20 protein-coding genes, 1 tRNA gene and 1 pseudogene are annotated in these 18,018 nt (G+C 60.0%); 6 read left to right on the top strand and 16 right to left on the bottom strand.

Features of this window, described 5'->3' with window-relative positions; translation table 11 throughout:
- Positions 1 to 252, top strand: a 252-nt coding sequence (locus NKH36_RS33465) for a DUF6766 family protein (protein WP_352965993.1), incomplete at its 5' end; no start/stop codon positions are given.
- A 38-nt stretch (positions 253 to 290) separates the two neighbouring features.
- On the opposite strand, the gene NKH36_RS33460 is transcribed toward NKH36_RS33465, so the two are convergent.
- The 7 genes and pseudogenes from NKH36_RS33460 to NKH36_RS33430 all read right to left on the bottom strand — a co-directional run bounded on the left by NKH36_RS33460 (position 291) and on the right by NKH36_RS33430 (position 7,400).
- Positions 291 to 425 carry a KTSC domain-containing protein gene (locus NKH36_RS33460; protein WP_352965995.1) on the bottom strand — a complete coding sequence of 45 codons (135 nt, stop codon included), beginning with the start codon at positions 423 to 425 and terminating at the stop codon, positions 291 to 293.
- A 58-nt stretch (positions 426 to 483) separates the two neighbouring features.
- Positions 484 to 789 carry a hypothetical protein gene (locus NKH36_RS33455; protein WP_352965997.1) on the bottom strand — a complete coding sequence of 102 codons (306 nt, stop codon included), beginning with the start codon at positions 787 to 789 and terminating at the stop codon, positions 484 to 486.
- Between the two features lie 121 nt (positions 790 to 910).
- Positions 911 to 2,074, bottom strand: a complete 1,164-nt coding sequence (locus tag NKH36_RS33450) for an extracellular catalytic domain type 1 short-chain-length polyhydroxyalkanoate depolymerase (RefSeq protein WP_352965999.1) — start codon at positions 2,072 to 2,074, stop codon at positions 911 to 913.
- Positions 2,075 to 2,221: 147 nt separating this feature from the next.
- A pseudogene (locus tag NKH36_RS33445) lies at positions 2,222 to 3,148 on the bottom strand (hypothetical protein).
- A gap of 158 nt (positions 3,149 to 3,306) precedes the next feature.
- Positions 3,307 to 3,804 (bottom strand): YciE/YciF ferroxidase family protein, encoded by a 498-nt coding sequence (locus tag NKH36_RS33440; protein WP_352966001.1) that lies wholly within the window; start codon positions 3,802 to 3,804, stop codon positions 3,307 to 3,309.
- A 595-nt stretch (positions 3,805 to 4,399) separates the two neighbouring features.
- Positions 4,400 to 5,062: an NAD(P)H-dependent flavin oxidoreductase gene (locus NKH36_RS33435; protein ID WP_352966003.1), complete on the bottom strand. Its 663-nt coding sequence runs from the start codon at positions 5,060 to 5,062 to the stop codon at positions 4,400 to 4,402.
- Between the two features lie 868 nt (positions 5,063 to 5,930).
- Positions 5,931 to 7,400: a hypothetical protein gene (locus NKH36_RS33430; RefSeq protein WP_352966005.1), complete on the bottom strand. Its 1,470-nt coding sequence runs from the start codon at positions 7,398 to 7,400 to the stop codon at positions 5,931 to 5,933.
- A gap of 647 nt (positions 7,401 to 8,047) precedes the next feature.
- On the opposite strand from NKH36_RS33430, the gene NKH36_RS33425 reads away from it, so the two are divergent.
- The 4 genes from NKH36_RS33425 (at position 8,048) to NKH36_RS33410 (ending at position 11,013) form a co-directional block, all read left to right on the top strand.
- On the top strand, positions 8,048 to 8,251 hold the full coding sequence (locus tag NKH36_RS33425; protein ID WP_352966006.1) for a helix-turn-helix transcriptional regulator: 204 nt from the start codon (positions 8,048 to 8,050) through the stop codon (positions 8,249 to 8,251).
- A 130-nt stretch (positions 8,252 to 8,381) separates the two neighbouring features.
- Positions 8,382 to 8,843 (top strand): hypothetical protein, encoded by a 462-nt coding sequence (locus NKH36_RS33420; protein WP_352966007.1) that lies wholly within the window; start codon positions 8,382 to 8,384, stop codon positions 8,841 to 8,843.
- Positions 8,844 to 8,966: 123 nt separating this feature from the next.
- The gene (locus NKH36_RS33415; RefSeq protein WP_352966044.1) at positions 8,967 to 10,100 is read left to right on the top strand and encodes a helicase RepA family protein; all 1,134 of its coding nucleotides are present in this window, start codon (positions 8,967 to 8,969) and stop codon (positions 10,098 to 10,100) included.
- Between the two features lie 322 nt (positions 10,101 to 10,422).
- Entirely contained in the window at positions 10,423 to 11,013 is a 591-nt protein-coding gene (locus NKH36_RS33410) for a terminase small subunit (protein ID WP_352966009.1), read from the top strand.
- Here NKH36_RS33410 and NKH36_RS33405 read toward each other — a convergent pair.
- From NKH36_RS33405 to NKH36_RS33370, 8 genes are all read right to left on the bottom strand, one after another.
- The gene (locus tag NKH36_RS33405; RefSeq protein WP_352966010.1) at positions 10,909 to 11,535 is read right to left on the bottom strand and encodes an AbiTii domain-containing protein; all 627 of its coding nucleotides are present in this window, start codon (positions 11,533 to 11,535) and stop codon (positions 10,909 to 10,911) included. The two genes, NKH36_RS33410 and NKH36_RS33405, sit on opposite strands and share 105 nt — an antisense overlap.
- A gap of 26 nt (positions 11,536 to 11,561) precedes the next feature.
- Positions 11,562 to 11,855, bottom strand: a complete 294-nt coding sequence (locus NKH36_RS33400) for an AbiTii domain-containing protein (RefSeq protein WP_352966011.1) — start codon at positions 11,853 to 11,855, stop codon at positions 11,562 to 11,564.
- Positions 11,856 to 11,885: 30 nt separating this feature from the next.
- Positions 11,886 to 12,398, bottom strand: coding sequence for a hypothetical protein (locus tag NKH36_RS33395; RefSeq protein WP_287345303.1), 513 nt, complete (start codon positions 12,396 to 12,398; stop codon positions 11,886 to 11,888).
- Positions 12,395 to 12,829, bottom strand: coding sequence for a hypothetical protein (locus NKH36_RS33390; RefSeq protein ID WP_352966013.1), 435 nt, complete (start codon positions 12,827 to 12,829; stop codon positions 12,395 to 12,397). The genes NKH36_RS33395 and NKH36_RS33390 overlap by 4 nt, the downstream gene beginning before the upstream one ends.
- A 60-nt stretch (positions 12,830 to 12,889) precedes the next feature.
- Entirely contained in the window at positions 12,890 to 13,165 is a 276-nt protein-coding gene (locus tag NKH36_RS33385; protein ID WP_352966014.1) for a phage major capsid protein, read from the bottom strand.
- A gap of 413 nt (positions 13,166 to 13,578) precedes the next feature.
- On the bottom strand, positions 13,579 to 13,902 hold the full coding sequence (locus tag NKH36_RS33380) for a DUF6804 family protein (RefSeq protein ID WP_352966015.1): 324 nt from the start codon (positions 13,900 to 13,902) through the stop codon (positions 13,579 to 13,581).
- Complete coding sequence (locus tag NKH36_RS33375) at positions 13,899 to 14,246, bottom strand: hypothetical protein (RefSeq protein ID WP_352966016.1); 348 nt, start codon at positions 14,244 to 14,246, stop codon at positions 13,899 to 13,901. The genes NKH36_RS33380 and NKH36_RS33375 overlap by 4 nt, the downstream gene beginning before the upstream one ends.
- 216 nt (positions 14,247 to 14,462) lie before the next feature.
- Positions 14,463 to 14,538, bottom strand: a tRNA-Thr gene (locus NKH36_RS33370).
- A gap of 340 nt (positions 14,539 to 14,878) precedes the next feature.
- Between NKH36_RS33370 and NKH36_RS33365 the strand changes: the two genes are divergently transcribed.
- Positions 14,879 to 16,081, top strand: coding sequence for a hypothetical protein (locus NKH36_RS33365; protein ID WP_352966017.1), 1,203 nt, complete (start codon positions 14,879 to 14,881; stop codon positions 16,079 to 16,081).
- A gap of 85 nt (positions 16,082 to 16,166) precedes the next feature.
- Here the strand turns inward: NKH36_RS33365 and NKH36_RS33360 are convergent, their stop codons facing one another.
- Positions 16,167 to 17,768 carry a cisplatin damage response ATP-dependent DNA ligase gene (locus tag NKH36_RS33360; protein WP_352966042.1) on the bottom strand — a complete coding sequence of 534 codons (1,602 nt, stop codon included), beginning with the start codon at positions 17,766 to 17,768 and terminating at the stop codon, positions 16,167 to 16,169.
- Positions 17,769 to 18,018: the final 250 nt, after the last annotated feature.

Raw genomic sequence — 18,018 nt, 5'->3', positions numbered from 1 at the left:
ATCATCTCATTTGCCTTGCATTGGTGGGCGAGCCTGGCGGCCGCGAACGAGGAGGCGCTTCGGCACGGCGGCGAGGTTCAATCCCCGGGAGACTATCTTCTCGACACCCAGCTATGGTTCGAGTCCTTTCAGAACTGGCAGTCGGAATTCATGTCGACGGCCGTCCTGGTCCTGCTGTCGATTTTCCTGCGCCACAAGGGCTCCCCGGAATCAAAGCCAGCCGGCGCGTCAAACTCCGAAACCGGCGCATGAGTCTCCGCGTGCAGGCAACGATCGCTATGCTTCGGCAATCAGGGGTGCCGGAAACGGTCGCGAAAGTGGTCGTTGAAGAACCGGCCCTTTACGAAGGCGTTTCGGAACGCCGCATAGGTCTCCGGCGGCACAGCCTCGTAGTCATAACGCTTGCCGCTCGCGACGAACCACACCGAGAGAACTTGTCTCCGGACCGTACTCGGTCTTCCGGATTGACGTTGATAGCGGCCTCTATACGAGCGCCATCGGCATGTAGCGGATGATCACCGTGTCCTGCCGGAACCGCCGTTCTGGTTCCGCCCGCCTTTTGCGCCAGTCCGGCAGGTCGATGTCCTCCACCATCACTTCGATGATGACGATGTCCTCTTTGCTGGACCGCTCGCCATCCTGCCACTGACCTTCCGCGGGCGCCCGCAGGTAGGCCGTGACGCCGTCGAAACGGCTGGCAAGGTCTTCCTTCACGCGGTCGAAATCGTCCCGGCCAAATGGCTGGCCGGTGTTGTCCGCTCGGGGAAGCAGGATCTGGACGAGGTGCATGACGACCGCTCTCTGAAAAGCGGTCAACGATTGCAAGACCAACGCGTTCCTTTTCGTTGGTCGAAGCCGCTTGACCTTCGCGGGCCGGCGGTACAGTGGGCGAGCGATTTGCGCCGTCCGCCTAGCGCATCAGGCCCGCTGCCCGCAGGGCATCCTCGATGATCTTCTTCACGCCGGGTTGGCCCAATTCCGTGTGACGCGGGAACTGATGGATGGCAGTCGGCTGCGGGGGCTTCGTCTTCGCATTTTGTATACTTGGCGCCGGTGACTGGGGTAGTTGCCGTTGGCTGGCGGGCACTTGCGGCCTCGATTTCCGGGAGGCGCTATCCTCGGTTGCCGCTATCCCCCAAAACTGCGCGATCTCGCGTGTGGAGGCGATGCCGACATCAAGCATATAAGGTCCCGGAGCGCCCAGACCGTTGCCGAGCGGCGTGCCATGGCCCATCCCGGCGATCATGTTGATTTCGATCAAGGCCTCTCCCGCGCCGTTACGCCAGACCTGCTTTGCGTGCGATCCGGCAACTTCGCGATGCGTCGGCTCTTTCTCAAGCCGGTGGACTCCCCGCCATTGGCCTGCGATCGCTTCCGCGTTGGAAGGCGAAACCGTGTGGTCAGCGGCACCGTGCCAAATCGAAATCCTCGGCCACGGTCCCTGATGATCCGATGCGCCGCGGAGGGCCCGTTGCAGATCCTGTTCCGAAGGACCACCGTGACCTCGCATGCGATCGAAGGCCTCCGGGATTGTCGTTGCGCTGCCGTAGGGCAGACCGGCAATTAACGCACCGCCGGCAAACACTTCCGGATAGGTCGCCAGCATGGCCGCCGCCATTGCGCCTCCGGCCGAGAGGCCGGTGATGAAGATTCGCCTTCGGTCGAGACCGTGGGTGACGACCATCGTCTCGATCATCTGGCGTATCGAAAGCGCCTCGCCCGAACCACGCTTGGTGTCGCCAGGCTGGAACCAGTTGAAACAGAGGTTCGGATTGTTGCCGCGTTGCTGTTCGGGAAAGAGCAGCGCGAAGCCAGCCTCGTCGGCGAGTTGGGACCAGCCGGAATGATGGTTATAGCCCGCAGCATTCTGTGTGCAGCCATGCAGCACGACGACGACTGCGGCGCCCGTGGATAGGTCATTGGGAATGTAGAACTTCGCTCCCAACCCGCCGGGATTGGTACCGAAGTCGGCCAGCGTCCGGAGATGGTCTGACGCACCGAGGTCGGTGGGATGTGCCGCATGTCGCGCCTGCAGCGCGGCGAGGCGGGCGATGGTATCGGAGATTTTTCGCAATGGGCCGTCCCTGTTCTGACGCCCGGAATGGACGGCAATCTGTGTAACGCAGTGCAGCAGTATCGTTGCTGCACTGCACAATAGCAAGGGAGCGCGGCGGAAGATGGAGTCCGGCCGACCCTCTGGATCGGCCGGGAGTAGACGTCTTCAGCCTCGACTTGCTGTGAGATAGAGCGCGTCTTCTTCGTCGTCGCGCTGCTTGCCGCCTAACGCTGCTGCTGCGCTGGCGATGGACGCACCGATGATAAGGGAAAGCGCGCCAACCAGCGCGAACGTGGCGCCGGCTTTTCTAGCTGTGTCGGCTGCTTGCTATGCTTGGACTTTGGCCGCCTCGACCTGAGCAAGCACCGCATCAACCCGGGCAGTAGCATCCGCTTGCGACAGGCCAGTGCGAGCGGCCACGAGTTGGCCCAGATAAGTCTTGTCGTCGGCCGAGACTTCGCCGGCCGCCGCACTCGTAAGGAGGATGCGGGAGGCTTGCGCGGCTGCTGTCGCATCGCCCTCCGCGCCCGGCGCCGCCAGCCTGGAAGGATCGGTCGGGCGGAACAGCGCATCGACGAAATACGAAGTCGCGTCGCTGCCTCCGTCGTTCCCGGCGTTTGCGGTCGCCCCTGCCGAGGCACCCATTGCTGCTCCCGAGGCCACTGTCGAGGCCGCCTTGACGCCGGTGCCGATTGCCGTGGACAGCGCCGAACCGAGCACGAACACGACCAGAAGCGTCGCCAGCGCCCACGCCATGAATCCGCGCGCGGTATCCCGGAAGAACGTCTCGTCCGTATGAATGCCGACCCATTTGGTGCGAAGGCGCCCGGTCAGGTAACCCCCGAGCCCGGATGACAACCATTGCACGATGACCAGCCAGATTGCAGTGGACACAGCGAAGGTTGTGACGCTGGCGCTTTCGTTGGACCATGGAGACACCATCGTGAGCCCGAGGCCGGACCCGAGAAGCATCAGGATGAACGTCAGGGTAGAGGCAGCGAAGGCGCCGGCGATGATGGGTCCCCAGTTGACTGCGGATGACGAGGACTCGACCGGCGCGGCGACGTCGGTCGCCAGGATGGATGATGCCATGGATTCCTCCTACCGCATGAACAGCGCGAGAAGGATCATGATCGGAATGGGAACTCCGAGCAGCCAGAGTAGAAGGCCACGACCCATGATTGTCTCCTAGCGAAAGACGGATGTTGGGGTAAAACAGCCACCCCAACACAGTTGGGGGCGGCTGGAATTCAAGCGGCCTTGGCCATTTCGTTGGCCGAGGCGTCCGCCAATCCGGTGAGCACCTCGTCTGTCATAGACTCTTCGCCGAGCGTCTGTTCGAGCAGCTTGGCGGCGTCGCTCATGCCCAAGACCTCGGCCCAGCGCTTCAGCGTGCCATAGCGGGTGATCTCGTAGTGCTCGACAGCCTGGGCAGCGGAGATCAGACCGGCGTCCAATGCGGGAGTTCCCCTGAACTCCTCTATAATCTCCTCGCCCTCCTCGATGATGCCGTCGATCGCGGGACACGTCTTGCCCTGTGCTCGCTTACCAAGGAGCTCGAAAACCTGCTGCAGGCGCTCGACATGACCGTCGGTTTCGTCCTTGTGCTTCTCGAAGGCTGCCTTCAGATCGGCCGATGAGGCGGCGCGCGCCATCTTGGGAAGCGCCTTCAGGATCTTCTTTTCCGCGTAATAGATATCTTTGAGCGTATCGAGGAAGAGATCGTCCAATGTCTTTTCTTTCGCCATGGCGGATTTCCTTTTGGTTCCAGCGTTTTTTTGTTGGGTTCACGGGGTGTGAAACGCATGCTCAACAAGCGCACACGCCGGAAAGGTTCCCTTGAGACGTCTCGTTGCACGTCACTCTGACTTCGTGGGGTCAAACCCTGGTTCAATTCACTTCCCGCTCGCCGGCCATTTCGCTATCGAGGGATCGCATGATGCTCTGATACTTGGCGTCTCCACCTATCGAGCTTCTTGAGAACATTTTTGTCGGCGCAGCCATGAATGAGCGCGCCTGAGGGGATGCTGCTCGCCAAAGTCGCCGGCGGCGAGATCAGCCCTTCCACCTAAAAGAATTCTCTCCGAGAACGATGTCTCCCGCCAATCGTGACGCCGCCTGGCCCCCGATCCGGTTGCTCCAGGCGGCCAACAATGCCCACGGCGAAGTGAGCGTCATCGGCTTCGGCAGCGTCGCATGACAAAGCCGGGAGATCATGACGTAGTCGCCTTAGACCTTCCAGCGAGACGAAAATCGGCTCAGTACTCAGCCTGTCGCGGGGTAAGATGGCGATCCAAGACGACAGGGCGACTATCCCGACCGCGGTAACTTCCCACACAGGCCTTAGAAAGATGGATCTTTCCCAAGCCGTGCGAGGATTGCCCGCGCCTCGTCGCTGATTTCGCGGACAATCTCGGCGGCCGGCTGGACCCGACGGACGAGGCTGACGCCTTGGCCCGACCATAGGGCAAGGGCGTCGATATCGCCCTCGTCACCCGATCCCGGCGTATGAGATTGGTATGCAACCACATCGCCATATGGCGACTTTGCAACGACCGCGCCTTCGTGGGGACGCCTACCCGCCGGCGGGCGTCCGGCTGCCTCCCAAGCTTCAATCGTTTTGTTTCGGAGGCTACGGTGCGGAGCGTCGGGCCAGCCGACATCGAAAACAGTCCCGTATTCTGTGTCCGTCTCCTTGGCTGTGAGGATGCGGTCGCGATAGCGCGGGTGGATTGGTGCTTCGATGCTCGCGAGAAAGCGGGTACCGATCCAAGCGCCCGCGGCACCAAGTGCCATCGCCGCGGCTAGACCGCGTCCGTCCGCAATGCCACCGGCAGCAAGAACGGGGACTGGCGCGACCTGGTCAACAACCGCCGGAACCAACGCCATCGTGGCAACTGTACCGTAAACGTGGCCACCCGCCTCCCAGCCCTGCGCGACGATTGCGTCGGCACCATCTGCGGCTGATATCCGAGCCTGTTCGGCGGCTCCTGCCGTATGCGCCACGATGCGCCGCAGCCGTCAACGAACCTGCCTGGCCCCAGAAAAATGAGACTACCGGCACGCCTTCTTCCATGCAGATCGCGAGGCGCTCCTCCTGCGGATAAGTCAACACGAGATTGACGCCGAACGGCCGTTTGGTCAGGGCCTTGGTGGCCCGAATGTCTGCGCGTACCGCTTCAGGCGGACTCCAGCCGAGGGCGAGCATCCCGAGACCCATTTGCCAGCGTACGCGAACCAGTGCGAGTTGGAGAAGGTTGGATCTCAGGTGCTCTCCCTCTACCACTCAATTCTCCCAGAACGTTCTCTGCGTAGACTTGGCGGCTCAGAAACCCCGCAGAACTGCTGGCTTTTCGGCCGAAAGCTGGGGACTGTTGCTGGTAGTGAAGGTGCCTTTTTTGCTCTCTGTCGGCCCATATTCTCCAAATCTGGGGAGTGGCCTTTTTACTCCCTAGCTTTCCCCCACTGAAATCACAGGGTTTTCCGGCTCGAAAGCTGGGGTCGTTTGGTGCAATGCCGCTATGCGGAGAACACACAAAGCAAACCAACCGGTCACCAAATTGGTCAGCTGCTTCGGCCTAGGAGCGGTCTCGAACTTCAAATGTCTGGAATGGGCCGAGAGCAGACCGGCAGCTTTGGGCTGCGAATATTCAAGATCGGACATTCAGGTTGGTGTAGGCATCGTCGTGACCTGACCCATGGGAGACCTTCATCATCCGCGTTGCGAATGGGCAACAATGCGCCCTCATGTCGGTCATGTCACGCCGCCGACAGCTCGCCAAAAGCTGCCGAGCGAGTATTGCGTTGTTCGCCTCCTCGCAGAGGCCATTCGCTAGGCTGTTACTTCCCAAGCTACGGAATGAGAAAAGCGCTTCTAGCATCCAAAGATGCAGCGGATGGTCCGCTCAGCTTCCCGGCGAATGTTATCGGGAGCTCTCTCGACCTCCCTTCTGACATTATCCAGCCCGCGTCCGGCTTCTTCGGCTGCCCGTCGTATATCGTTGTTCTCACCAAACCCGTGCTCGAGATCATTACGGATCGTGTTCCAGGCCCTGACACCTTCGCCATTTGGGTTGAACGGATCTTCGAAATCGATGCCGATTGCTCGATAGTAGCGGACGATTTCGTTGTTGCGTCCAAAGCAGCCGTCGCCGCCGACGCCATCAGTAAAACATTTGGTGACTTCTCGTGCCGTCAGCCGCCCGCCTGCGCAGACCGCGAAGGCGTATGGTTGCGCGCCACTAGAAACCGCGCACTCGACTGCTATTTGTTGTTCCGGGTTGAGTTCCAATCCGCCAGCCACGTAACATCCGGCCATACCTACATAGCTTGGGCTTCCCCCCTGCAGCTGCTCGCCTACGCATCCCGCAGCTCGGGCTACGTCCTCGTTGCCATATTCGCCAAGAGCGCAAGTTGCGACCGCTGCGTAGGAAGAATCTCCGTCCGCCAAGCATTTTTGGGCGGTCGCTACCGCTTTCGAGACGTCCTCGTCGACGCCAACAGCTTCGAGGCATGAGGCATCAATTTCGTCTTCTGCCGCGCTGGCGACACAGTCAAACATCGCCTTCTGATCGTCATCGAGCTGAGACTCCGCGACGCAGGCGATGGTGTCTCCCGCGTCGCGACACTCCTCCACAACATCCAACAATTGGCTGGCTTCTGGAAAGGCTACACGGGCCAGGCAGGCCACCTTCGCGCGGTCAGCGCCGTCCTCTTCGGAGACACATTTTAGGGCCTCCGCGGTCTCATCATCCACCTCTGATGAGACTATGCAGCTATAGTCGATTTCGCCGTCAACGGTACAGGCTTCCATCGCCGACGCTACATCCGCAACATCTGAGTCAAGAGACTTCGCCAAGCACGCTCCGCCCGCAATTAAGTCATCGCTGTTTTCTTCAACGCAATCGACCAGTTCTTTCTGGTCTGGTTTCAGCATCGTCCGTTTCAAGCATTGGCCAAATTCGGTGTCGACGTCGCCACCCGCTTCCTGCAGGCAATCTTGAGCCTGCTCTTCCGTCACATTCATTTCCATTGAACCGTGACTGGAGACGCTGGTTCGCTCCTCGTTCCCGAATTCGTCTCTATAGGTGACTCGCTCGCCTGGACGGTCTGGTGGGTCCCGCCTGTCACTCACCTCTCCGCGCACGTTGCGGCGCTGTTGCGGTTGCATGGGCAGTACATCCGGGGCCCTGACATTCTGGAAGCCACGACAATATCCGATAGGTTGCAGCCAACCGGCCTGTCTCAGGATGACGCCACCCTCATGAGTCACAAGTAGTCCGTTGCCTAAAGGATCAAGCGAAACCATAGCTACAATGGGGTCAGGCACCGCGAAGAAAAACATCGGCGGTCCCGGGACATTTATTGGTCGCATCACGAACATTCCGGGTGCCCCGGGATTACGATCAAGCGAGAATGCTCTGCCCCAAGCGTCCTGACATTGAGACTGGGCGTGCCCAGCAGTCGAACAAAAAAAGAATAAGATGGCAAGTGAAACAATACGATGGAACCAGCACATCGCAAAACCTCACCAAATCAGCCAACAATTAAGACACTTTTCTTGAAGTTAATCAAGTTATTTTGACCCTCTGAGGAAGGCGACCGTGTGAGGTCGTCCACCGGGCCTAAACGAAGGGCAAGTTTCGGGTCGTGGTGGAAGTTTCTTGAGCGCCGGAGTGGGGAAGCCGCCGTCGAGACCAGGCCACGCTTAACGGCAGCTATTCGATCCTCAACGGGCCATAACCAGACCGTCCGGACACGGCCCCATTGCGGTCATTCAAGGGCTCGCTACGGAGTGACCGCTTCTGGCGCTCCTTGCTCCCTCCGATCGAGGTAACGTACGGCAGGAAACCACACTGAGCGGGCCTACGGTTCCGGCACCAAGAGTCAGAATTTGACCACTAGCGAGGCGATTTGATCGGTCAACCATCCAAGGATCAGGGTTTTGCGAAACGAGCCATCTTGTTCGTTTAACACAAGGAACTTGGATCGATGCGCAACACGCAAGAAACCCGCCCGACCCTGCTCAATGGCATGGATATCAAGAAACTCGCGCCCGTCAGCGACATGACGCTGTGGCGCTGGATCAAGGCTGGAGCATTCCCGAAGCCGATAAAAATCACAAGCCGGAATTATTGGCGCGCCGACGAAATTACCGCGTGGCTGGACAAGAAATCTGCCGAGCGCGCCGCCTGACTGACCGTCTCATCGGGGACCAAAAGAAACGGCCCCGAAAACGAATTTCCGAGGCCGGTCAGTCAGCACTAAATATCCAAGCGCGTTATAGCGCTGACTGCCGTCCTTCGCAACGCCGAAGGGCATGAAAATGAAATCAGATTATTCTCCGCGCTTCCCGCGCTCGATCAGCGGGAACGATTTCCGCCTGCCACTCGATCACCCTGAAATCGAGGCGGTTGGTCGACGTGCTGACCGGCTATATCGCACGGCGAAATTGAGTGATGACGAGCGAGCGTGGTTGCTGAAAAAATACGCCGGTCTGGAGGTGGCCGATCTTTACCTGATGGGGGCGCTTGGCGATCGGCCATTGCCGAAAACCGATCTACGCCCTTGCCGGCCTCGCTTGGGCGGCGGAACGGCTGGACCCACGATCGAGGATCACGCCGGCTTTGTGACGCGGATGCTCGAATATGTCGAACGGTTGGAGCGAAGCAATTCTGGCGCCGCCGCTATCGTCGACGACATTCCGACCGCGCTTGATCCTGCTGCGTCCGAACGCCCGGTTTCAGTCGATGACGATCGCCTCGGCGATCCCGGCGACGACATATAGGTGGGCGGCGTGAACGATCAAACGCCACCCTCATGGCTCAAGGAAGCGCCAGCTGTTTGCGACCCCGACGAATACGGGGCCGTAGTGCTGCCGTTCCCTGGCGGTGAGGCGTCGACGCCGGCAATGGAGCCATCGCCGTTCCGCTGGCGCGATCCGGCCGCTATCGAGCCGCGAGAGTGGCTTTATGGGCATCACCTGATCCGCAAGTACGTTTCCGCGACGATCGCGCCCGGTGGCGTCGGCAAGTCGACGCTGACGATCACCGATGCGGTTGCTATGGCGTCGGGCAAGCCGCTGCTTGGCCTCAAGCCTCACGGTGCGCTCAGGGTGTGGCTCTGGAACGGTGAAGACCCGCGTGACGAGATCGAACGGCGCGTGATCGCGACTTGCCTGCACCACGACATCGATCCCGACGAGATCGCTGGCAAGCTATTCATCGACAGCGGGCGACAGTTGCCGATCAAGATTGGCGAGCTGCAAAATGGCAAGATCACGATCGCAACGCCAGTCGTGGATGCGCTGGTCGAGGCGATCCGCGATCTTGGCGTTGACGTGCTGATCATCGATCCGTTCGTGTCGGTTCACAGCCTGCCGGAAAACGACAACGGGGCGATGGATGCCGCCGTGAAGGCGTTTGCCCTGGTCGCCGATCGCACCGGCTGCGCGATCGATCTTGTGCACCACAGCCGCAAGCTCAACGGCGTTGATGCCGATATCGACGCGGCGCGTGGTGGCTCTGCCATCGCTGGCGCCGTGCGGGCCGCGCGGGTGTTAAACGTGATGAGCGGCGAAGTCGCCAAGACGTTTGCAATCGCGGAAAGTGATCGGCGGTCGTATGTCCGTGTCGATGATGCAAAGGCCAATCTCGCGCCTCCATCGGCGGCCCGGTGGTTCAAGCTGTCCGGTGAGCCGCTCGGCAATGCTACGTCGGACCGACCGGAAGATTTCGTGGCCGTCGCCGAAGCATGGACGCCGCCGGATAAGCTTGAAGGGATTGGGGCTGATGAACTGCTCGCGGTCCAGAAGGCCGTGCACGAGCAATGCTACCGGGAACACTTCAAGGCAAACGAGTGGGCCGGGCATGCCGTCGGGCGCGTCCTTGGCCTGAACTCTCGCGCCGATCCCGGTCAGCAAAAGATCAAGAACGCGATCAAAGCATGGATCGCCAGCGGCGCGCTTGTGATCGATACGGCCAAGGATAGCAAGGGCAATCTTCGCCCGATTATCGAGGTCGGCGAATGGGCAGATGCATCATGACCCCCACCTTGAAAAGTGAAATGGGGAAAGGTGGGGAAGTGGGGGGTAACGACCCCATTGTTCTCCACCCCCACCCCACCTTCTATAGGGGTGTGGGGTGGTGGGGGTTGCCGAAAAACCGGGCATGTGGGGGATGGTGAAAGGTGGGGAAATCTCGCGCTCGATCCTGCCGGCCTGCTGCCGTCGCCGCGGTCGTGAACCGGCAAGACGATGCGCGACGCGGTGTCCACCCGTTCACTCCAGCAACCATCGGTCGCTACTGCTAGCTTAGTGAAACTTAGTCGCCGGGGTGGTCCCGGTCCCTAAAATAGGCTGGTTTAGAGTGACCCCGAAGCAAGAGCGATTTGTCGAGCAGTACCTTCTGGACTTGAACGCCACCCAGGCGGCAATTCGCGCTGGCTACTCTGAAAGGACGGCCAACGAGCAGGGCGCTCAGCTTTTGAAAAAACCGGAGATCGTCGCCGCGATCGATGCCGCAAAGGGCGAACGCTCCGAGAAAACCAAGATTGACGCTGCATGGGTCCTCATACGGCTCACGGAAGAAGCAGAGGCCGATATCGCAGATATTTTCGATGAGGATACGGGCGACCTGAGGCCTGTCCACGAGTGGCCTGAGATTTGGCGGCGAGGCCTCGTTGCCGGCGTCGAGATTGAGGCGCTTTTTGATGGCCGGGGCGATGAGCGCCGGCAGATCGGCCATGCAAAAAAGGTCAAGTTTAGCGACCGTATTCGCCGCATCGAGCTAATCGGCAAGCACATAGGCGTGAAAGCGTTCGAAACTCAGCTGAGTGTCAACGGTCTGGACGGCTTAGCCGAACGCCTGGAGCGAGCTGCGGCGAGGCGGGCGCCGCATGCCGTTGTCCACTATGACTGCCGCGCCCGCCCGAGCGAACCAGTTGCTAGAACTGGTTGACCGTGTGTCAGTCAAACCCACCCCTGCCCGCGAGCCGGTGCGTGAAGCTGCCGCGCCTGGGCAGAAGCCGATGGCGGACCGCAAGCCGGCCCCCGGACCTATCGCCCGATTCTGCCACGGCCTGAGCCCAAGCAGTTTTCGGGCCTGATGGACCCAAATTATCGACCATTCAAGGATTGAAAAAATGCGAACGATAGCTCTAATCAGATTTCCAGGTGCAGATTGGGGCCGTCCGACACCCGGCAGCCGATGGGTGACTTGGGCCTTGTCCTCCGGGGCAATGGCCTCAGCCGATTGCCCGACCATGATTTCGGCAGCGGCTGGAACACTCTTTTCCAACTCAAGGGTCAGGTCGAGGACCTTGGACCGCACTGTCTGCTGCACACGAACAAATGCCCCAATGTCGATTGAGCTATTTATAGATATACATGACATTCCATCGTATACTTTTCCTTGAAATAGTAATATAAGATTGCGACAATCTATACCGTAGGTTTCGCCTTTTTCTGATCGTGAAATCATGGCGTCAATAACTGATAGACTGTCTCTTATTTTGAAATCGACCCAATGATCTCACCATGCTTTCTGATCAAATGTTTAGGCATTGGAACATTGTTAAGCTGCCTGGCTATGTCGACGAAGGTCCCGGTGTAGACCACGCCTGTGGTGCGGTAATCCGGCACTTCAGCGCCCTTCGGGTAGCCATCCGCCTCGTGCTTCACCCATTCTTCCAGAACGTCGCTGCCAAGCTTGGAGGCCAAGAACCGGAGCTTTAGCAGTGTCGAGCCGACGCCCACTTTCTCGTCCAATAGCGCCGATTGGATATCGTGCAGTAACGCCACGCCCTTCTCCTCATTACCTCGCCGCGAAAGTCAGAAGCACACCGGCCAACAGCACCAGCTTGACTCTCGAAATAGTGGCGCGCGCCCTTGGCTCACACTTTCTGTGCCAAAAAACATAAGCATTGCCACATAAGATGTCTCGATCATATCCATCGCTGCCGACGGACTTTTGATGCCAGATTCGATCAGAAATTCCCGCATCTTCTCGCGGCCATCGGAGAATATGCTGATGACCTCTGGTTCATTCGCGCGAAGCAGCTTTACCTCGGTTTGACCCTTGGATTTCCCAATCACCTCATCGAGCAGTTGCGCTGTCCCAAGGGCGCGGCTCACGTCGTCAGGGCGCTTCTTCCGAAGCAATTCGACGTAGAAGGAAAAGATGACGCGCTGTTGCGTCACCAATTCGGGCGATTGAAGGGATTCTATGGCTTTGGCGATCAATTCGGCAGTTCCCAGAGCATCTTGTGCCTGCGCGGGGCGGCCGATTCCTAACATAGTAGTGGTAGCTAGAAGGCCTAAGGCCTTGCGACGGTCGACGATCATTTCGGTTTCCCCCCTTGTACGACTCTGTAGTTGCAAAAAAAGAAAATAAGGATCGCAACGAAGCCAAGTGCAAAAAACAGCATTTGCCCGAGAAAGAAAAATTGCGCATCCCCCAACCCGGCGTCCCGAAGCTTACTACGGAATTGATCGGGAGTTATTTCAGGCGTTTTATCTATCAGCGCGAAATCAGGCATAGAGTGAATAATGTTGCCATACGCAAGGTAGAATAGCGCTATTGATATACTCATAAGGACAATGGCAGTGAAAATGAGGAACATCGCTCGAAGGCGCCGAGCTTGCGGTAGCTCTCCTTGTGTGACTCGCCAGCTAATGAGCGCGATACAGCCACCTACCACAGCAGTGGCGAGAGACGCGGCGAATTCACCTTGCCTGATAACGGCGTCAATCAGTGCTTGAACAACACTATCCATGCTCCCCCCATGAGGAGTTCAATCCTCACTTCAGATATACCTCTCGACAACCCATGGCTGTCAATGACGGGAGGGGGGCAATTCTGATTTGTATGCCGGGCAGTTCCTACGTCCCGCCGGGAAGTCACCGATGATCAGCGCCTCGGGCCGCTTGACCGCCAGCGCGACGCGCTCCTCGCCGAGCAGCGTGATCAGGTTCTTGGAAAAATCGTCGTTGGCGTAGCCGGCCTCGACTGTGGTTTGCATCCGGTCATAGAGCGCGACAGCGGTTCCGAAAGCGCCGACGAGGAATGAGCCGGCCGCCATGGCGTTCGTATAGCCACCGGCAAACGCCAAATGCGCTCGGGCACGTCCGCCAGCGGCCCGCCGGAGACGTAATTGCCGTCGCCGTCCTTGATACCGAGCATGCCGTACCAATCGGACGTGTTGACGATGATGCCGCTTGCCGGCAGTTCGGCGATCTCGGCCTGTTCAAGCGCATGAAGCAAGGTGTCGAAACGGGTAAGGGATGCACCGAACGCCGAGACGGCAGCAGCTAAACTTTCATTCACCAATTACAACTCCAGTGTCTGGCTGTAACCTTTATCGATGCCCTACATCCTCTGCCGGATCGCCGTGAAGGCCGAGCGCTGCTTGGCTGTATCCGACACCGGACAAGCCGGCAACGCTGCATCCCGATTTCTCTTTGGTTGCAGGCGCCCTCCCTCTCCAAAATCCGGTGGCATTGGCTGCGGTCGCGGCACTGGAGGTCAAGGCGAGGGGGCGTCCTGCTGGCGAGATGAATTGATTTTCGGAAGCCTGTAGGCAGCGAATGCGAAAAGAGCCGCGGCAAGCAAATCGAGCGGCAACCATATTTCTCGCGTCAGATACACCGGAAGGATTGGGTTGAACACCAGTGCTACGAAAAACAGCCCTAATGCCAGTTTGTCATCGCCCGACGATTTCGCCTTGATCCCGCAATAGATGCCAGCCGCGAAAATGGCGAGGCGCAAGACCTGGTAGTACCCGTACGGCAACGTTAGAATGGCGACGATGAGTGCGACTGATGCGCCGATAGCGACAATTCGGGTCATCCGCGTACGCGCTCCGCTACCCCGCCGACAGCAGCGATCAGCAAGCCAGCAATCATGAACGCAAGACCTGGGAAGAAGACCGGGACGACGATCCAAAGCGGCCATTCCCAAGCATAATAGGCTCCGTAGCCGCCAATCACCATAGCGGCGGCGATCAGCAGCCCCGAGCGGAATATCATTACACCGACGAAAAACAGGACTGGCACCCACCATCCATTCCAGCCGAACCGCTCATTGGTATCGGCTTCGAATGCGACAGTGTAGAAAGCGAGTGCCGTAAGCCCGATCGCCATTGCGCCGAAGACACCGACGACCCCGAGAATCGTCGTAACGAAATCTTTCATGATGAGAATCCCCAATGCCCGATGTGAGGATCGCTCAAGACGAGTGCGACGGCAAGCCTGCTTCCAGAGATCATTCTTGCGACGGGCGGATGATCGGCGCCTGGCCCTGAACGACGATCGAGCACCGATCGGCAAGTTTGTTACCCTCAGCGTTACCCCGGAGCCATTTTGGACCCGAGTGACCGGCGAAATATCAGCTAAGTGCTTGAAATTGTTTGGTGCCGCTTAGGTGACTCGAACACCTGACCCCATCATTACGAATGATGTGCTCTACCAACTGAGCTAAAGCGGCCCGGGAAGCCAGGGCCTCCAAGATGCGCTGGGTGATAGACGCAACCCGCCATAAATTCAAGATGGGACTTGGCATTTCGTGTGGGCTCATGCCGGGCCTATAAGCGGCGGCTGCGCCGATCCGCCATGCGGTCGCGCGATGCCGCACCGGCAGGTTGCGCGCGGTCGCGTTGGCGCTGCATCGGGAAACCGGCGAAAAATGTTGATTTCTTTACCGAAAACCGCCGAAATGGGCTTTGGATGCATCGCGAAGGCAGAATGCGGCCGCTGGCCCGTTGATTGATTGATCGCCTACGGCTAACGATCATAACAATGTGACCGTACGTGCAGAGGGGTCCCGTTTGGACGCGATCGAAAAAGCGATCCGCAATGCCTTCGAGAAAGGCAATGCCGAAGACCGCGCGTTTCGCGAGCGGGTCTATCGATCGGCCTTCGCCGCACTTGATCGTGCCCTGCAGGCCAACCCGGGTGTGACGGTGGAAGTCGCCATCAAGCGCCGCAAGGCGGTGCAGGCCAAGATCACCGAAATCGAATCCGAGTTCCTGCCGGCAGTTCCCGATGTCGGCCGGCCGACTGATGATGACGCTGCAGCACCGGCGGTGAAGCAGCCGGCTGACAGCGAAGCCGAACCCGAGGCCGAAGCCGAACCGGATGCCGGCGCAGATGCTGAACCCGCGTCCCCGCCTGACGTCGTTATCGGCGGTCCGGTGAAGCCCGCTGCTTCCGACGCGCCCCCCGCTTCCGACGCGCCTCGCTCGCGCGTCTTGCCGGTTGTTCCCGATATCATGCCCGAAGCGGATTTTCCCGGTGCGCCGGAGATCGACTTGTCGTCCCCTCCATCGACCGGAGACGACGACGCAGAGGTGATGCCCGACCGCGACGACAGGCGGGTGAGAGGCCCCCGCCTGCCTCTCACCGCGATCTTCCTCGGCGTGACGCTGCTTGCAGCTGTCGGTATCGGCCTCTATTTCGCTGCGCAGACCGGCGTCTTCAAATCGGCGGCCGAACTCGACACGGCGCCGCCGCAAACGCCACCGACGGTGGAAGACGATGATTTCACGCCGCCAAGCGACACAGCATCGCCGCTGGACCCCGGCTATGCGGAGCGCGACTGGATCAATGTGTTTTCGCCGAGCGACCCGACGCTTGTCAGTGCGCCTTCGGATGCCAAGGCCGAAGTCATGCAGGACGACAGCGGTTCCTTCCTGCGCATCCGGTCGGGCGCCTCCGGTTCGGCGATCAGCTTCGACGTCGGGCAAGGCGTGCTGGAAAGACTCGCCGGCAAGCACGCCACGTTCGACATCATCGCTCGCTCCGAGGAGGGCCAGGAGACGCAGATCTCCGTCGACTGCAATTTCGGCGAACTCGGCGACTGCGGCCGCAAGCGCTACGCGGTCGGCCACGAGCGCAACGAATATCTGTTCGACGTGCGCTTTCCCGACAAACATCCGGGTGCTGCCGGCACCATCGCCATCAATTCCGACTTCGACAAGCAGGGCAAGTCGGTCGACATCTACGAGATCCGTGTCTCGATTATTCCGTAGAGCGTCGGACCCAAAAGCATGCCCACGGGACTTGACCCGAGGGCGGAAACCGGTTTTGGGAAAATCCGATGCTCAAAACAAAGGTCTAATTGTCAAGCAGCGCCTGCAGCGTCTCGATGCGGTCGGCTTCGGCCGCCGGCTTGTCCCAGCGCAGCCGTGAAATCCGCGGAAAGCGCATGGCGACGCCGGATTTGTGCCGTGTCGAGCGGTTGAGTCCTTCGAACGCCACCTCCAGCACGAGCCCTTGTCTGCGGTCGGCCCGTACCGAGCGGACCGGGCCGAAACGCTCGATCGTGTTATCGCGGACATATTTGTCGATCTGCCTCAGTTCCTCGTCGGTGAAGCCGAAATAGGCTTTCCCCACCGGCACCAGCTCCTCCGATCCTTCCGGACCGGACCAGACGCCGAACGTGTAATCGGAATAAAAACTCGAACGCTTGCCGTGGCCGCGCTGGGCATACATCAGCACGGCGTCGACCGTGTGCGGGTCGCGCTTCCATTTGAACCATGGACCTTTCGGCCGGCCGGTGAGATAGGGCGAATCCCAGCGCTTCAGCATTACGCCTTCGATGACCGGATGCAGCGGCTTGCGGCGCAATTCCTCCAACGCCTGCCAGTCGGTGAATTCAACTAGCGGCGAAAGATCGAAGCGGCTCGGATCGAGCGTCTGCACGAAGGCTTCGAGGCGGCCGCGCCGCTCGCGGAAAGGGCGCGCGCGCAAGTCCTCGTCGCTGATCTGAAGCACGTCGTAGCAGCGCATGAACGCCGGGTATTGCTGCTGGATCTTCGGTGTCACGCTTTTGCGGTTCAGCCGCTGCTGGAGGTCCGAGAACGTGCCGGTCGCCTGCCGGGGATCGCCGACCAGAAGCTCGCCATCGAGGGTGGCGGAAAAATCCATCGCCTCTACGAGGTCCGGAAAAGCCCCGGAGACGTCGTCGCCGGTGCGCGAATAAAGCCGGCGAATGCCGCCTTCCGATACGGCCTGGACGCGGATGCCGTCCCATTTCCACTCGGCGGCGTAGTCGGCCGGGTAGAGCTTTTCGAGATCGCCGTCACCGATCGGGTTCGACAGCATCACCGGCCGGAACAGCGCCAGCGCTGTTTTTCTGGGTTTTTCTGCCTTGCCTTCCAGCCAGGCGAACAGCTCGGCATAGGGCGGCGTCAGCCCATGCCAAAGCTCTTCGATCTCGGCGATGTCGACCTTGCCGAGATCGGCCAACGCCTGCTTTGCCAGCCGCGCCGAGACGCCGATACGCAGGCCGCCGGTGACCAGCTTTATGATGGCGAAGCGCGCTGAGATGCTGGCGCTGTCGAGCAGTCTAGCCAGCACCTTCGGCCCGTCGGAACGGCTCGCCGCCTGCAGCTTTGCGACGACCTCGGCGAGCGTCGGCTCATGGTTGGCGATATCCGCGGGCGATTGCGGCCAGACCAGCGACACGGTCTCCGCCAGGTCCCCGACATAGTCGTAGGAATAGCCGAACAGCACCGGGTCCATGCGCTCCATGACCAGCATGCGCAGCATCGCCGGCTTGACCGCCGCGATGGTGAGGTCGCCGGTGATGGCGGCCAGCGCGAGGCCGCGATCCGGATCCTCGACGCTGCGGAAGTGATCGGTCAGCAGCGTCAGCTTGCCGTTGCGCGACGGCGTCAGGACGAGGTGGTCGAGGAGTTCGGCGAAGCGGTTCATGAGGGTACGCGCCAGGCCAATCGGGAAAGCTTGCGATCCTTCGCGCCCCCCTCTGTCCTGCCGGACATCTCCCCCACGAGGGGGGAGATTGGCAGTTTCGTCCTTGCCGCCCGTCCTGCGACGTCAGTGATTGGCGAAAGCCGGCGCGGCATCCGATCTCCCCCCTGTTTGGACCGGGGACATCGCGAACAGGTGTGCGAGGACATCGCGAACAGTTTGGCGCGCTTTGCGCTGGGAGGTTCGGGATGCC

Source organism: Mesorhizobium sp. M1312 (assembly GCF_040318115.1).
In the GTDB taxonomy this organism is placed as follows: domain Bacteria; phylum Pseudomonadota; class Alphaproteobacteria; order Rhizobiales; family Rhizobiaceae; genus Mesorhizobium.
This window is presented reverse-complemented; position numbering and strand designations above follow the sequence as displayed.

Bases quoted from the DNA above. Each gene is read 5' to 3' on its own strand.
- NKH36_RS33375 (WP_352966016.1), bottom strand. From the start codon at position 14,246: ATGAAAGATTTCGTTACGACGATTCTCGGGGTCGTCGGTGTCTTCGGC.
- NKH36_RS33415 (WP_352966044.1), top strand. From the start codon at position 8,967: ATGGAGCCATCGCCGTTCCGCTGGCGCGATCCGGCCGCTATCGAGCCG.
- NKH36_RS33360 (WP_352966042.1), bottom strand. From the start codon at position 17,768: ATGAACCGCTTCGCCGAACTCCTCGACCACCTCGTCCTGACGCCGTCG.
- NKH36_RS33455 (WP_352965997.1), bottom strand. From the start codon at position 789: ATGCACCTCGTCCAGATCCTGCTTCCCCGAGCGGACAACACCGGCCAG.
- NKH36_RS33425 (WP_352966006.1), top strand. From the start codon at position 8,048: ATGCGCAACACGCAAGAAACCCGCCCGACCCTGCTCAATGGCATGGAT.
- NKH36_RS33420 (WP_352966007.1), top strand. From the start codon at position 8,382: ATGAAATCAGATTATTCTCCGCGCTTCCCGCGCTCGATCAGCGGGAAC.
- NKH36_RS33440 (WP_352966001.1), bottom strand. From the start codon at position 3,804: ATGGCGAAAGAAAAGACATTGGACGATCTCTTCCTCGATACGCTCAAA.
- NKH36_RS33390 (WP_352966013.1), bottom strand. From the start codon at position 12,829: ATGGATAGTGTTGTTCAAGCACTGATTGACGCCGTTATCAGGCAAGGT.
- NKH36_RS33405 (WP_352966010.1), bottom strand. From the start codon at position 11,535: ATGATTTCACGATCAGAAAAAGGCGAAACCTACGGTATAGATTGTCGC.
- NKH36_RS33395 (WP_287345303.1), bottom strand. From the start codon at position 12,398: ATGATCGTCGACCGTCGCAAGGCCTTAGGCCTTCTAGCTACCACTACT.
- NKH36_RS33380 (WP_352966015.1), bottom strand. From the start codon at position 13,902: ATGACCCGAATTGTCGCTATCGGCGCATCAGTCGCACTCATCGTCGCC.
- NKH36_RS33430 (WP_352966005.1), bottom strand. From the start codon at position 7,400: ATGTTTTTCTTCGCGGTGCCTGACCCCATTGTAGCTATGGTTTCGCTT.